The organism is Nostoc sp. 'Peltigera membranacea cyanobiont' 213 (genome assembly GCF_002245975.1).
Taxonomy (GTDB): domain Bacteria; phylum Cyanobacteriota; class Cyanobacteriia; order Cyanobacteriales; family Nostocaceae; genus Nostoc.
The window spans coordinates 1-14,615 of sequence record NZ_NOLI01000043.1 but is presented as its reverse complement, the minus strand read 5'-3'; the positions used below and the strand labels follow the sequence as shown (position 1 = coordinate 14,615).

12 protein-coding genes and 1 pseudogene are annotated in these 14,615 nt (G+C 42.8%); 4 read left to right on the top strand and 9 right to left on the bottom strand.

The genetic code is table 11. The annotated features are described in order from the left end of the window. Positions 1-54: 54 nt before the first annotated feature. Positions 55-2,259, top strand: a complete 2,205-nt coding sequence (locus tag CDG77_RS14190; protein ID WP_094330003.1) for a hypothetical protein — start codon at positions 55-57, stop codon at positions 2,257-2,259. 105 nt (positions 2,260-2,364) lie between these two features. On the opposite strand, the pseudogene CDG77_RS14185 reads toward CDG77_RS14190, so the two are convergent. Next, positions 2,365-2,799: pseudogene (locus CDG77_RS14185) on the bottom strand (YidH family protein); the annotation flags it as partial. Between the two features lie 159 nt (positions 2,800-2,958). Between CDG77_RS14185 and msrA the strand changes: the two are divergent. Then, positions 2,959-3,627 carry a peptide-methionine (S)-S-oxide reductase MsrA gene (msrA, locus tag CDG77_RS14180; protein WP_094330001.1) on the top strand — a complete coding sequence of 223 codons (669 nt, stop codon included), beginning with the start codon at positions 2,959-2,961 and terminating at the stop codon, positions 3,625-3,627. 264 nt (positions 3,628-3,891) lie between these two features. Here the strand turns inward: msrA and CDG77_RS14175 are convergent, their stop codons facing one another. The 7 genes from CDG77_RS14175 to CDG77_RS14145 all read right to left on the bottom strand — a co-directional run bounded on the left by CDG77_RS14175 (position 3,892) and on the right by CDG77_RS14145 (position 10,117). After that, a complete protein-coding gene (locus tag CDG77_RS14175) occupies positions 3,892-4,239 on the bottom strand; it encodes a hypothetical protein (protein ID WP_094330000.1) in 348 nt (115 codons plus the stop codon). A gap of 205 nt (positions 4,240-4,444) precedes the next feature. Then, entirely contained in the window at positions 4,445-5,071 is a 627-nt protein-coding gene (locus CDG77_RS14170) for a type I restriction enzyme HsdR N-terminal domain-containing protein (RefSeq protein WP_094329999.1), read from the bottom strand. Positions 5,072-5,135: 64 nt separating this feature from the next. Further along, on the bottom strand, positions 5,136-6,329 hold the full coding sequence (locus CDG77_RS14165; RefSeq protein WP_094329998.1) for a serine/threonine protein kinase: 1,194 nt from the start codon (positions 6,327-6,329) through the stop codon (positions 5,136-5,138). 171 nt (positions 6,330-6,500) lie between these two features. After that, positions 6,501-7,562, bottom strand: coding sequence for a dTDP-glucose 4,6-dehydratase (rfbB, locus tag CDG77_RS14160; protein ID WP_094329997.1), 1,062 nt, complete (start codon positions 7,560-7,562; stop codon positions 6,501-6,503). Positions 7,563-7,659: 97 nt separating this feature from the next. After that, complete coding sequence (locus CDG77_RS14155; protein ID WP_094329996.1) at positions 7,660-8,655, bottom strand: glycosyltransferase; 996 nt, start codon at positions 8,653-8,655, stop codon at positions 7,660-7,662. A 77-nt stretch (positions 8,656-8,732) separates the two neighbouring features. Then, complete coding sequence (locus CDG77_RS14150) at positions 8,733-9,434, bottom strand: DUF6391 domain-containing protein (protein WP_094329995.1); 702 nt, start codon at positions 9,432-9,434, stop codon at positions 8,733-8,735. Between the two features lie 419 nt (positions 9,435-9,853). Then, positions 9,854-10,117, bottom strand: coding sequence for a helix-turn-helix domain-containing protein (locus CDG77_RS14145; protein ID WP_012410583.1), 264 nt, complete (start codon positions 10,115-10,117; stop codon positions 9,854-9,856). A gap of 362 nt (positions 10,118-10,479) precedes the next feature. Between CDG77_RS14145 and CDG77_RS14140 the strand changes: the two genes are divergently transcribed. Next, the gene (locus tag CDG77_RS14140) at positions 10,480-11,457 is read left to right on the top strand and encodes a carbohydrate kinase family protein (protein WP_094329994.1); all 978 of its coding nucleotides are present in this window, start codon (positions 10,480-10,482) and stop codon (positions 11,455-11,457) included. Positions 11,458-11,533: 76 nt separating this feature from the next. Here the strand turns inward: CDG77_RS14140 and crtR are convergent, their stop codons facing one another. After that, positions 11,534-12,433 (bottom strand): beta-carotene hydroxylase, encoded by a 900-nt coding sequence (crtR, locus tag CDG77_RS14135; protein ID WP_094329993.1) that lies wholly within the window; start codon positions 12,431-12,433, stop codon positions 11,534-11,536. Between the two features lie 370 nt (positions 12,434-12,803). On the opposite strand from crtR, the gene pyk reads away from it, so the two are divergent. Continuing rightward, a complete protein-coding gene (gene pyk, locus CDG77_RS14130; RefSeq protein ID WP_094329992.1) occupies positions 12,804-14,573 on the top strand; it encodes a pyruvate kinase in 1,770 nt (589 codons plus the stop codon). The last annotated feature ends 42 nt before the right edge of the window (positions 14,574-14,615 follow it).

Sequence of the window (14,615 nt, the reverse complement as noted above, 5' to 3'; positions counted from 1 at the left end):
TTAACCTTAAGTTAACGCACGAGGTATACTAGCAAATCTACAAGGAGAAAGTTTGTGGTTTCTCATTCGGTTTGGATTGTTGGCACTAGTTGCAGTGGTAAAACGGCTCGATTGGTAGAGCAATTTTGTAGTTGGATACAGCCAGAAAAGCAGCATAATGAATCATTTTATACTAAAAAGCCGGGACGTAAAAAAGGCGATCGCATACCCGAATTTTTATATCTTAAACAAATAGAGCCAGGAGTTTTAGTCTTAGCTGCCAACGATGATAATCGCCGAGAATTGGGAGATATAATTGTTACATCTACCTTGGGAAAATATCCGGTGCGTGCTAAGACACCGCTAGGTTTTTTCCAGGATGAAGTTATTTTATTTTGGCCGTTGCTAATTAACTCCTTGAACCTGAAAGCCCAGTTTCCAGTAAGATTGCGTCCAGAAACCGAACAAGAATTAGCAACCAAACTTTGGCGTTCCCAATTAGACGAAGAAATTTTACGGGTTGCGGGAGTGAATGAGTCTCGCTTGGTGCGTCGCATTTTAGACTTGTTGCAATTAGCTGCTTACAGTGGTGTACATTGTGAAGATATTGCCCAGATTTTGGCAAAGGGTCTGGGGGAAAACACTACAACTTTAGAGCCGGAATTTTTGGCATCTTTACTCATTGATTGGCGTAACTGGTGTTTAGAGAGGGGGTTACTTACTTATGGCATTATTACCGAACTCTATAGTCAATATTTGTTGAGCGATCGCAACTACCAACAGCACCTAACTAAACGCTATCAGGCGGTATTGGCGGATGATGTTGACGATTATCCTAGCGTAGCGCGTCTTTTGTTTGAATTGCTATTAGATCGAGGCGCAGTTGGCGCGTTTAGCTACAATCCCGACGGTGCAGTGCGATTGGGATTGGGAGCAGATCCTAATTATTTAGAAGGGTTAGCAAAGCGTTGTCGGGTAGAATTTTTGACCGGGCCGCCTCCAGAGTCGCTGGGAGAGCAAGCTAAACAGATGGTGGAATTAGTCACAGAACCGATGGTATTGGTGAGTTTACCTGAGATTGTGTATTCCATTCAAACCACCTCCCGCGCTCAATTATTGCGCCAAACAGCCGAGGTAATTGCTAATGCCATCCAATCGCAAGAAGTTGCAGCAGAAGAAGTGGCGATTATTGCACCAGGTTTAGATGCGATCGCTCGTTATACTCTAGTAGAAATCCTCGTTAAGCAAAACATCCCAGTAGAATCGCTCAATGACCAACGTCCCTTAATTAGTTCACCCGTCATTCGCGCATTGCTCACCATGCTGGCGCTAGTTTATCCCGGCTTGGGTCGCCTCGTAGACCGGGATGCTGTGGCAGAAATGCTGGTTGTCTTGAGTAGGAAACAACAATTACCAGAAAACTCTACAGACGCGATTAATCGGGTATCTACAACAGACGCGATGAATCGCGTCTCTACAAATATTGATCCGGTACGTGCTGGTTTGATTGCAGATTACTGCTTTGTACCCCATCCCGATCGCCCCAACTTGCTACCAGTATCCGCCTTCGAGCGCTGGGATAGAATCGGCTATGCGGCTACTACAGCCTATAATGAGATATTGGAATGGTTAGAACAGCAGCGATCGCAACAAGAACTGCGGTTAATTCCCAGTCCCATTTCTCTATTAGATAGAGCAATTCAGCGTTTTTTGTGGAATGGGAGCAATCTCCCCTACGAACAACTAGCAGCACTGCGCGAATTATTAGAAACCGCCCAACACTACTGGGAAATTGACACCAGATTACGACAAATCGCCCCATCTGAGACAACGCCACACACAACTATCATCGAATTTATTCAATTACTGCGACGCGGTACGATTACCGCCAACCCTTACCCCGTGCGTCCCATCGGTGGAGCGAGAAAGGCTGTCACCTTAGCAACTATATTTCAATATCGGTCTAGTAGGCGATCGCACCGTTGGCATTTTTGGCTGGATGCTGGTTCACCACTATGGGCCAAAGGTGGTGCGGCGACGTTATTCGGTGCGCCGTTTTTCTTGCAAGACAGATTAGGTGAACCTTGGACAGCAGAAGATGAGAAATTAGCAGAAGAACAGCGACTGCAAAGAATATTGACAGATTTACTTTCTCGTGTATCAGAGAGAGTTTATTTGTGTCACAGCGATTTAGCAGTGAATGGACAAGAGCAATTAGGGCCGTTATTACCTTTAGTAAATGCTTGTGTAACAGTTATTTCTGAGGCTACTGCCAAGTGAGGCTCAGATCCCCGACTTCTTTAAGAAGTCGGGGAAATTATAATATATTTGTTTGTATTTAGTAGTAATCGTCCCTTTTTTTAAATTGAAGTTTGGGCTTAATCTTTGTAAATTTCGTGACTGTGGTTGAATTGGAGAAGGAGAGCGAAAAAAGACTTTATCGCGCCTTAAAAGCAAAGGAATACTGAGAAGTCCCAAAATAATTACTACTCCAGTCATTATCCAAACCATTAACCTATTTGGTCTATAATCTCCCTGTTCAATTTGCCAGAAAACTTTGTTGTATCGCCACGCAGCTAGCGCAACAGTCAAAATTCCACAAATTACCAAAGCAAGACCCAAATTTTCCGAGTTGGATAATGGATTTACCGGAGGTTCTTGTTGGGTAATGGCAAGATTCAACTGACGCAGAAATATACCAAATCGCGCGATCGCAAAGCCAAAGCTAATCAATGCAATAGAAGTGCGTAGCCAAGCTAGAAAAGTACGTTCGTTCGCTTGATGCTCCCTTTGACGATCGATTTTTGGTATTTTATCCATGAACACTTTTGACGAGGATTTACTCTTGAATTGATGAATAGCATGAACTAGCGCCACAAGGCTAAGATAGTGCAGCCAGGAATCTGAGAAAACCCCAAGCGATCGCCAGAATCTTTACAATAGGAAATAAGGTAAAGATATATATCAGAGTCAAAATCAATGGCACTATTCGGATTTGGCAAAAAGTCAGTTATACCCACACCTGAAGAAGCTTTGTCAGGAAGGGCACAGTCTATGTCAGTACCTGCTGCTCATTATGTCAACAAGAACCCTTTAAAAGCTCCTTTTCCCGATGGATTAGAGAAAGTAATCTTTGGCTTGGGCTGTTTTTGGGGTGCAGAACGCAAATTCTGGCAACTTAAAGGAGTTTACACTACCGCAGTCGGTTACGCTGCTGGGTTCACACCCAACCCTACTTATGAAGAGGTATGTAGTGGGCGAACAGGTCACAATGAAGTGGTGTTGGTTGTGTTTGATCCCAAAGTGATTAGTTATTCCGAACTGCTCAAAGTCTTTTGGGAAAGCCACAATCCTACCCAAGGGATGCGCCAGGGTAATGATGCTGGTACTCAATACCGTTCGGGAATTTATGTATATTCTGAAAGCCAAAAGCAGCTAGCAGAAGCATCGCGGGAAGCTTATCAGCAACCTCTCAACGATGCAGGTTATGGCAAGATTACTACAGAAATCTTGGATGCACCGGAATTCTACTATGCAGAAGCTTACCATCAGCAATACCTGGCTAAAAATCCTAATGGGTATTGTGGTTTAGGAGGGACAAATGTTTCTTGTCCTGTGGGTGTAGTTGAATCGCAAGTTAGTACTTAGAAATGGAGTTGGTAGGGTAGTCAACTTAACGTTAGTTTGACGAACCTCTCCCTGCCTTGAACTAAAGTTCAAGTCTGTCCCTCTCCGACTCGGAGAGGGATATGTTTTGTTTAGTTAAGAATATTTGTAGGTTGGGTTGAGGCTTTGCAAAACCCAACAAACCCGAAACTCAACAAACCCCCTGAAAAGTCGGGTTTCGTTCCTTAACTACACATTTTTATTTTTTGGGCTTAACCGAATCGTATTGGATTATAATTCAGTAATTTATGAACGCCAGCGAAATACCTTTCTCATTATAAATATAGCTATACTTGCACCTATTACCCCTAATATACCCAGAATGAAGAATACACTGAAATTTTGATGATGATAAATAATAATTGCTTTAAGTATTTCATTTAGATTCTTGTTTTTAAGATTAAAAATTTCCCAGATTACTCGACCTTCATACCCTCCTATAGCCCCAATTAATAGTCTAAATACTTCAATAGAAAAATTGGTTTTTCTTGTGATAATTAGAGTAGCTATTCCAGCAAATGCTCCTCCGATAAGAGATGGTGCTATTATTATTATGAAAAGCATTAATAGCGTTTTATTGTCTGGCTGCCACATACTATTAAATTATTCCTAACGATAATATTTTTCCAGTTAAAAATATTATTGATTATCTCCAGCTAAACAATTCAATAATAAGTTGCTTGGTTATAACAGTTTCTTAGGGTGTGTTAGCGATGTCTACGACGGGCTACGCCTACGCATAAAGTACAGAAAGTATTGGGATGGTGCGTTAGCCAAGGGCATAACGCACCCTACAAAATTACGAATTACGAATTAAATGAGCTAGGCGTTTTAACACTTTGACAACAGTATGTAGGTCATCCCCACGATTTAGTGACAGTGTGTAAGATAATGCATATCTCGGTGTACCCTGTTTCGTCAACTTAATAAATCTAAATTCATTACCATTGGTGATAAAGCCAAAAACAGGTTTAGCCGGAGTTGCATCTGCCAACATATAAGCTAATGCTTGGGGAATTGCTGGCACTAATGAATATTCTGCTCGTTTTGCCTCAATAACGAGAACCCAAAATGGAGGATGCAAAACCAAGATGTCAATACGTCCTCTGATAATCGTGCCTTCGTCTTCAGAAGAGATTTTTACCTCTTGTTCTGAGGCAATGTAAAAAGGCGGTTGATAAAAACCTGCTAGACGCAATAGTGGAGATAGCACCACCATTTTGACTACAGGTTCCAAAATAGGATATTTCGAGAGATGCAAATATTCTGCCTTGACTTCGTTGAGAGATTGCTTTTCTAAATCACTCAACTCAGGTAAATCATGCCGCCATTCTGAAAAAAAATCTTCGTCGTCTGCAAGTTGTAGTCCAAATTCATCAATCAGTTCGGCTAGGGTGATATCTTTTCCTTGAAGAATTTGAACCATTTCTTGAACCCTTATACTTGTCTGGCTAAAAAACCTTCGCTTGATATTTACCCAAAAGACTGCCTTATAGTGCCGCTTTGAGCATAACGATCGCAGTAACCCACAAGACAATACTAATAGGCCCTCCAATTAGAATACCCGCGATCGCCCAGCCTCTTTGATGGGCTTTGAATTGCTCAATACTGCTCCACCGTCTACTTTTCCAAGCCCATTCATTGCCTTTCGCACCAAGTGCGATCGACATTAACCCCGAAATTTGGGGTACAAAACAGAATATTCCACACCACACTTGATTCGGCCACATCCACAACCAAGGCATCAGAAATGCGCCCCAGTTCCAACCGAGAATTTCCTCTGGGACTGTTTCATTCTGATTATTTATCCCGCATCCAGAATTATTAATTATTTCTCTTTGCGGTAAAAGCTGACTCCTGTTTGTAGATTTGATAGCCAAACCAGATTTGAGAGCATTCAGCGCTTGGCGGGCATCAGGAAATCGTTGTTCTGGAGCAGGTTCTACCAACTTTTGTAGCCAACTGACAAAACTAGGACTGAGATTAACTCGGTCGGTAAATTGCAGTCGCAAATCCTGCTGGGGTAAATCAGAGGGGGAAGTCCCAGTGAGCAAATGAATCAGAGTTGCACCCAATGCATAGAGGTCTGAAGCTGGAACCGCTCGACCACCAAATTGTTCCATCGGCGCATAACCATAAGTACCTACAACGGTGAAAGTAACGCCTTCCCTCGCCGCTTTATCTTGAACTGCGCCAAAATCTACCAAATAAATCCGATTATCTTCGCCCCAGATTAAATTACTCGGTTTAATATCTCTATGTAACACCCCTGGATTTAACTCATGTAGATACATGAGAATATTTAAAATCTCACCAGCGATTTTTCTCGCTCGCTTTTCAGTAAACCTGTTGCCAAGAGCAAGTTTTTCCTTAAGCGACTCCCCAGGAATATATTGTTGTATTAAAGCAAACCACAGTGTGCGATCGTCGATACAAAAATAATCTATATATCGAGGAATGCGGGGATGATTTAGCTGTTTAAGAATTTGTGCTTCTCTCTCAAAAAGTTTTAAATCATCCCACTGTACAGTACCGCCAAAGGCTAAAAGTTTGACCACAACGGTTGAATTTTCGCCATCAGAGGCTTGTAAATCCAATGCTTGCCAAGTTTGACGAATCCCATTGTTACCGAGTTGGCGTTGGATTTGATAACGATCTTGTAATATCTGTTCTGGTTGCAGCATCTTACACCTGCTGGCAGTTTACGCCGATCTGATTCCCTTATATTCAAGGATAGTCATTATCTAGAGAAATTGTGGGAGCCAGATAGGATATTGTCTCACGCCGTAGAAAATCATCCCTCCAGTCGCAGAGTGAATCACATAATCTGTGAGAATATTGATTGCGGAATGTGTCTAAAAATAATTTTTGCGATAGTAAGCTTGATATTCCGCAGACAACAGAGGTTCCCACCAATCACGATGATTGAGATACCATTCAACAGTTAAACGTAAACCCTCAGCAATTGTTACTGAAGGTGTCCAACCAAGTTGAGTTTTAATCTTGTTTGCATTAATTGCATATCTGCGATCGTGTCCCTGTCTATCCTTGACAAAAGTAATCAATTCCTTTGCTGGATGTACTGGTAAATCAGGTGCTAATTCATCCATCATCTGACACAAAAGCTGCACCAGGTTGAGATTTTCCACCTCATTGTTGCCACCAATATTGTACATTTCCCCTGGTTGTCCATGATTGATTACTACATCTAAAGCACGACAATGATCGCCCACATAAAGCCAATCCCGCACATTTTTCCCATCGCCATAAACAGGTAGTGGTTTACCTATTAAAGTGTTGATACACATTAGAGGAATTAGCTTTTCAGGAAATTGATAAGGCCCGTAATTATTAGAGCAATTTGTGATAATAGTTGGAAGTTTATAAGTATGATAATAAGCACGCACTAAATGGTCACTACCAGCTTTCGAGGCTGAATAGGGACTATTAGGAGCGTAGGGTGTAGTTTCAGAAAAAGCAGCATCATCTGCGCCCAAACTACCGTAGACTTCATCAGTCGAAACGTGCAGAAAACGATAATCAGATGGTTGTGCTTTAGCCTCCCAATATTGCCGAAAAGCTTCCAGCAATGTGAAAGTTCCTACGACATTAGTTTGCACAAAAGCCGCCGGGCCAAGAATGGAACGATCGACATGAGATTCAGCAGCAAAATGGGCGATAGTATCTATATTTTCGGTTGATAATAGCTCGTCTATGATGGTGCGATCGCAAATATCCCCTTGCACAAACCGAAAATTCTCTTTTCCCTCAACCATCGCCAAGTTTAGACGATTTCCCGCGTAGGTAAGCGCATCCAACACCACCACCCGATCCTTTGGATAAAGCTGACACCAGTGATGGACAAAATTTGCCCCAATAAACCCCGCACCCCCAGTAACCAATAACCGCCGACTCATTCAATTTCCTCTCTTCTCTCTGTGTTGTGCCAGTTGCTACAAGTCGGGGAACCCGCCCAACGCACTGGCTTTTCAGCGCCTCTGCGGTTCATTTATATTAGTTAAAATATTTCTTCCTCAGCTTCCCATATATTTTCTGAGCAAGTAATTTTGCCATACGTACTCTCGTCAAACTCTTAATATTGGATGGCTGCTGGATTTTGCGATCAAAAAACTCATTTAACTCATCCAAAATTACTTGGAAACGCTTAATAATATTTTCAGCCCGATATTCAGCAAAAAACTCTTCAGACAAACTCCAAGCTACTGAAGAATCAATCACCTTGAGAATCCGTTGCACATCATATTCTTGAGAATATCCAGCAATTTTATAGCAATTAAATCCAGGATCTAAGTAATCAGCCAATCCCCCGTTGACACTAGAAAATACTTGACAACCAGATGCAAGAGCTTCCATTGGTTGCAGACCAAATCCTTCACTAACACCCTGCTGTGCCCAGTACTCAGCCGAATCATAGAGGTAAACCTTAGCTCGGTTAAATAGTCCAGGTAAGTCTTCTATATAAGAGTCAACAACCAATACTTTACAACGTTTTTGTAACGCTGGGATCAATTCTTTAATTAAATACTCAGAAGATTTTCGAGCCTGAACTAAAACATCAATATCTCGTTCTCGACCTAAATTTTTAAACTCATTAGAAATTTGATTGGGCAAATAATAAATTAGGGAATTTGGTGATTTTTCTCCCCAATAGCCCATTGTATAACGGCTAACTGTAACAATCGGAATACTCGGAGGTAGTCTAAATGGATAACCTGGACTATGTGCATGGTAAACAACATTGTATTGCTTAAGTTTAGCCACGAGTTCAGTTACATGGAATCCCCAACTGATGACAAAAATTACATCATTTAAATCTTTCTCTTTCAGCAAATCATCAAGAAACAGCTTATCTTTTTCTCGTTGGCGGTAAGTTACAACATCAGCACTAGAGAAACTCTGAGCCAGTTTAAACGCTTTTAACTCAGCCCAAAGACCACCACAGGCAAACTTGCCATCTGTACCGGGAAGTAAGAAGTAAAGTTTTCTCATAATTTTATTTATTTGGGAATTGGGAATTGGGAGAAAACATTACCTCTTTCCCCTCTGCCCCTTGTCCCCTTGTTCCCTCATTCTTGCCAACCTACTTTAACAAAATGTGCCTCACGACCCCAAACGTCGTGTGTACGGGTAATATTTTCAATTGCTAGGTTAAAAGGAATGGCTGTTGTTAGGTAACGCTGGGCTATAGAACCTAAATCAGGTGCGAGTTCGGCTGCTGTCGTCGCTGCTAACCCCAAACCGATAAGTTGCTCAATTGGCCGAAATGGTAGTAACAGATGTACGCCGATAGCTAGTCCGGCTGTTAACAACATTGCTACTGATAAATTTGTCCCGCAACGGGGATGTACAGCTAAATCCCATTCCCCACTAGTAAGGCGATGTCGAGCAAGTGTGACCGCACGCCGCAAATCACTAATATTCACCTCGCCATAAAGGTAAAATCCATGCTCAGTAGACAAACCGCTTAATTGTTCGTTATCTAGCTGAACGTTAGGAGGTTCTCCCTTAGTAGGATAGGCACTGTTTGATTCGCTAAGAACCCAAACAGTCGCATGTTCTAAGGCGTGAACCTGCCGGATCGTTAGAATTTCTTTCAACCCTGGAATAAATGATAGCTGCCTAAGTAAGTCGGCATCTTGTGTGGGTTGCGGAAAGTCTGAAAATTGGCCTTCAATAGTCGGAACTTTCTCAGATACAGGTATCGTAAAACCAAAGTTGAAAAATTCAAAGGGAGACGAGCTACCCTGAGAAGAGGCGGAAGTATTCATTGCAACACTGCTCCCAAAGCCGATGGGACAACATAGATTTCTTTCAAATGTAACGCTTGCACCACTGAATTGTTGCTAATTTTTGTGGATGATTGTTGAGTTTGGGCATTGGGCATTGAAAAGGCAGGGTGCAGAGGGAAAACTCTTCTCCCTTGCTCCCTCCTCCCTTGCTTCTTCCCCAATCCCCAGTCCTACATCTGTTCTGCTGAATTTGAAAAGGAATTCTTTGTTATAGTTTCCGAGTCCGAGGGTCAGCTGGCTCCACTAACATAAACTCCGGCTGAGTGAAGGACTCGGAACTTTTGGTAGAGTTTTCACACTGAAAACTTAGGCGTGAGGAGGGAAACAATCAGTAAACCTCAAAATTGGCTTGCAATTACACCAGACCAAAGCAATTATGTTCTTACTAAATAAATTGCTTATTCGATCTGGTTAGGCAGAAGACAGCAATTGACATCATTCAAACAGACTTTGCCCCACTGTAAGGCCCAGCGAACAAGAGCTACTCGGTTTTCTGTCTCGGTCTTGGTCAGAATATTACTGATATGGTTATCAACTGTACGCTTGCTAATCTCCAGTTTTCCTGCAATCTCTTGGTTAGTTAAGCCAGCGGCCACTAGGTCGATAATTTGCAGTTCTCTGTCTGACAGACTAACGGGGGTCTCAGACTTGCCACCAGCCATGACTATTTCTATGCTCCTTTGGTATATGTACTTAATCGCTCTTTCTAATTCTAGAAGATTCTTTTGTTGGTAGGGGTTTCAAGTGTTAGTAGTAATACTATTGTCAATATTTTCTTTGGATTTCAAGTTGGCAAGAATATAAATCACAATAATATACAAGTATTATATAACACTTATTCTTGGCTAGAAATTAGTATAAACATTTAGATATTTTAGGCGATATTGAAAGCATATAGATGTTATGGAGTAGTAAAAATTGCTATTTAATTCTATGAAGGACTGGCGACAGATTAGCAAAAATTGTTGTAGGTTTTATACTGTAAATTCCTAATCCAAAATCGAAATCTAAAATTTAAAATGAAATGAGCAATTCCCGTGTTTTGTGCCTCGGTGAAATTTTGTTTGATTGTTTAGCCGATCAATTAGGGTTAAAGCTAGAAGAAGTTAAATCTTGGACTCCCTACCCAGGAGGGGCACCAGCTAATGTAGCCTGTGCTTTAGTTAAGTTGGGGATATCGGCAGGATTTATCGGAGCTGTTGGTGAAGATGAACCAGGAAATGCACTAGTCAAGCTATTACAAGATGTAGGTGTAGATACAACAGGGATACAACGCCACCCCACAGCACCAACACGGCAAGTTTATGTTACACGGGATCTGACTGGCGATCGCACCTTCGCCGGATTTGGTCAGTATGACACCGCAGAATTTGCCGATACTCGCCTCGAAGCCAAACGATTGCCAGATTCGCTATTTAAAGAGGCAGATTTTCTGGTTTTGGGTACTTTGGAATTAGCCTATCCTGAAAGCGAACAGGCAATTTACCGCGCCCTAGAGTTAGCAGAACATTACGATTTGAAGATTGTGCTAGATGTCAACTGGCGACCTGTATTTTGGGACGAGCCAAACATTGCTCATCAAAAAATTCCAGAATTATTTAAGCGAGTCGATTTCCTCAAACTCTCCAAAGAAGAAGCCGAATGGCTATTTGAAACGGCAGATCCCGGAGCCATAACTTACCGCTTGGCTTCAATTGAAGGAGTATTAGTAACAGATGGGGAAAACGGTTGCACCTACTGTCTGGGTGAGAACGAAGGCAAATTACCTTCCTTTTCAATCCCTGTAGTTGATACCACTGGTGCAGGGGATAGCTTTTTGGCAGGATTCATCCATCAACTGAGTCAGAATGGCATCCACAGCTTGCGGGATGCAGAAACCGCAAAGCGCATCGTCACTTATGCCAGTGCTGTTGGGGCACTAACGACCATTAAACCAGGTGCGATCGCTTCTCAACCAACAAATGCTGAAGTTGAAGCTTTTTTAACCACACACCAACTTTAAAAACTAGCACAACAAGCCAAGAATATAAGCCAGCAAAAGCTGATATTTTTGGCTAGAAAATGGAATAATTGCCGATCTATTCTTTTTGATGATGCAACCGAATTCCTAAAAAGATGTCATAAACAAACTCAAAAAAGTCCTTTTTCTGCAACAATCCTGAAGTTTGATAACATCCTTTTTCATCTAAGAGTGGCTTCATCACATAGTATGCAGGTTGGTAATTATACCAAGGAATAGAAGGCCACAAATGGTGAATTAAGTGGTAATTTTGTCCCATAATCAGGATATTGAGGACTGGGTTCGGGTAGACACGAGCGTTTTTCCAGCGATCGCGCTCCGCAAAAGGACGATGGGGCAAATAGTCAAAAAATAACCCTAGTGCTATCCCCACCACAAAAGCGGGTATAAACCAAAAATTCAGAATGTACCCTAAAAAGTTGTACTGCACTGAGATATAAACAATTACACCAACAATCAAGCGGCTAATGAACCATTCTAGTAGCTCATATTTTCGCCACAGTCGCCGTTGAAAGAAAAACACCTCATGGTACAAAAATCGCACTGCAATCAGCCATAGCGGGCCACCCGTGGAGACATAATGATCTGGATCGTCTTTGGGATGGTTGACATGGCCATGATGCTGTAAATGTACCCTTGTAAATACTGGAAAAGCAAAAGCTAGCATCAATGCACTGCCATGCCCTAACATCGCATTCACTACCCGGTTGCGATGGGCTGATTGGTGACAAGCGTCGTGAATTACCGTCCCAGCACAATGCAAGGCAAGAGTATTAACGCTAAAGCACAGCCAATGCGGCCATTCCCAAAGCCAGTAACCAAAGTGAGATAACACCAGCATTGCTACAGCAACCAAAAACAGCAGTAGCGTGGGATTAAAATCACCAGGAGGCGCTAAAAATTCCTTGGGCGGGATTGTCAGTGGCTTTTGTGCCTCCGATGCGATCGTTTCTAACATTGACTTCTTCTTAATCAAACATTACGAATATACGATAAATATTAGGGAAGAATAAATTTTTGTAAAGTTCTGTATAGCAATATTTATCCACAGCTTTGCATATCAGTAGATGAATAACGCTATGATTCCAGACAAGAACTAATCTTTACTGATAAGTGGGGTATGACAATTGGCAAAAAGTTGATGGGATAAACTCTTTCGTTGGGAGGATAGATACAAGATTGATGTACTATATCTAGTCTATCCCACAGCCCTCACTCTCCCATAAAACCTCTCTAACTGCTTATATCTATTGATATAGCAGTAACGGAAAAGGAGATGCCACTTAAGTTACGATGACTTCCCAGATAGCTCCCTAACTTCAGCCCCTATGCAATTAAGAGATTCTCTGCGCCGGACAAAAATTGTCGCTACTATTGGCCCCGCTACTAGCAGTCCTGAAATGCTTAAGGCGATTATTGAAGCGGGAGCCACGACGCTGCGGCTAAACTTCTCCCACGGAACTCATGCCGACCATCAGCGTAGTATTCGCTTAATTCGGCAAACCGCCTTTGAACTAAATCAGCCAGTGGCTATTCTCCAAGACTTGCAGGGCCCAAAAATTCGCTTGGGGAAGTTTGACAACGGGTCAATAGTTTTGGCAAAAGGCGATCGCTTTACCTTGACAAATCGCCCAGTAGTAGGGACACAGGAAATTAGCTGCGTCACTTATGATTATTTAGCCGAAGAAGTCCCGGTTGGTGCAAAAATCCTCCTTGATGATGGACGAGTAGAAATGGTTGTAGAGGAGATTAACCGAGACAAAGGTGATTTGCATTGTCGCATCACCGTACCTGGTAAACTTTCTAACAACAAAGGTGTAAACTTTCCCGGCGTTTACTTGTCAATTAAGGCAATGACCGACAAAGACCGAGAGGATCTGATGTTTGGTCTAGATCAAGGTGTAGATTGGGTGGCACTTTCCTTTGTCCGCAATCCGCAGGACATGATCGAAATTAAAGAACTAATTTCCAGTACAGGCAAGCAAGTGCCGGTGATTGCCAAAATTGAAAAACATGAAGCCATTGAACAAATGGAAGCAGTTTTGGCTTTATGTGATGGCGTGATGGTTGCCAGAGGCGACTTAGGTGTGGAACTGCCAGCAGAAGATGTTCCGGTACTTCAAAAGCGGCTAATTGCTACGGCAAATCGTTTGGGGATTCCCATCATCACCGCCACCCAGATGTTAGACAGCATGGTGAGCAATCCTCGCCCCACTCGCGCCGAAGTGTCGGATGTGGCAAATGCGATTTTGGATGGCACAGATGCGGTGATGCTCTCCAATGAAACTGCTGTGGGTAGCTTCCCTGTAGAAGCAGTAGCGACAATGGCGCGGATTGCCGAGCGGATGGAGCAGGAAGAAGCCCAGCACTTAAACTTGCGTTCTGTGAGAGATGCTCGGCGCTCCATTCCCAATGCGATTAGTCAAGCGGTAGGTCAAATTGCTGAACAACTAGGTGCAGCTGCAATCATGACTCTAACCCAAACAGGGGCAACTGCTCGCAATGTCTCTAAATTCCGTCCCAATACACCGATTTTGGCCGTGACTCCCCATGTGAACGTAGCGCGGCAGCTACAAATGGTCTGGGGAGTAAAACCGCTATTGGTGCTAGGATTGCCTTCCACTGGTCAGACATTTCAAGCTGCAATCAACGTGGCTCAGGAGTTGAAATTATTGTCTGAGGGAGATTTAGTAGTGATGACTGCTGGAACACTCCAGGGAATTTCCGGCTCCACAGATTTGATTAAGGTTGAGGTGGTGACGGCGGTACTAGGTCACGGAATTGGACTAGGACAAGGTTTAGTGAGTGGTCGCGCACGGGTGGCTAATACTGGCATGGATGTTAGTAACTTTAATCCTGGAGACATATTAGTTGCACCGCGCACTAGTGCTGATTTTGTTGAGGCTATTCGGAAAGCTGCCGGGATTATTACGGAAGAGGAAAGTCTCACAAGTCACGCGGCAGTAATTGGCTTACGTCTTGGTGTGCCAGTGATTGTTGGCGTGAAACAGGCAACGCAGGTGATTCGAGATGGAGCGATTATAACGCTGGATCTGCAACGGGGTTTAATTTATTCTGGGGCAGTGAGAACGCCTTGAGGATGGGGACTGGGAATTGGCGATTGGCGATTGGGAATTGGC

Coding starts and splice junctions, on each gene's coding strand:
- msrA (WP_094330001.1), top strand. CDS start 2,959: ATGGCACTATTCGGATTTGGCAAAAAGTCAGTTATACCCACACCTGAA.
- CDG77_RS14175 (WP_094330000.1), bottom strand. CDS start 4,239: ATGTGGCAGCCAGACAATAAAACGCTATTAATGCTTTTCATAATAATA.
- CDG77_RS14170 (WP_094329999.1), bottom strand. CDS start 5,071: ATGGTTCAAATTCTTCAAGGAAAAGATATCACCCTAGCCGAACTGATT.
- CDG77_RS14165 (WP_094329998.1), bottom strand. CDS start 6,329: ATGCTGCAACCAGAACAGATATTACAAGATCGTTATCAAATCCAACGC.
- rfbB (WP_094329997.1), bottom strand. CDS start 7,562: ATGAGTCGGCGGTTATTGGTTACTGGGGGTGCGGGGTTTATTGGGGCA.
- CDG77_RS14155 (WP_094329996.1), bottom strand. CDS start 8,655: ATGAGAAAACTTTACTTCTTACTTCCCGGTACAGATGGCAAGTTTGCC.
- CDG77_RS14150 (WP_094329995.1), bottom strand. CDS start 9,434: ATGAATACTTCCGCCTCTTCTCAGGGTAGCTCGTCTCCCTTTGAATTT.
- CDG77_RS14145 (WP_012410583.1), bottom strand. CDS start 10,117: ATGGCTGGTGGCAAGTCTGAGACCCCCGTTAGTCTGTCAGACAGAGAA.
- CDG77_RS14140 (WP_094329994.1), top strand. CDS start 10,480: ATGAGCAATTCCCGTGTTTTGTGCCTCGGTGAAATTTTGTTTGATTGT.
- crtR (WP_094329993.1), bottom strand. CDS start 12,433: ATGTTAGAAACGATCGCATCGGAGGCACAAAAGCCACTGACAATCCCG.
- pyk (WP_094329992.1), top strand. CDS start 12,804: ATGCAATTAAGAGATTCTCTGCGCCGGACAAAAATTGTCGCTACTATT.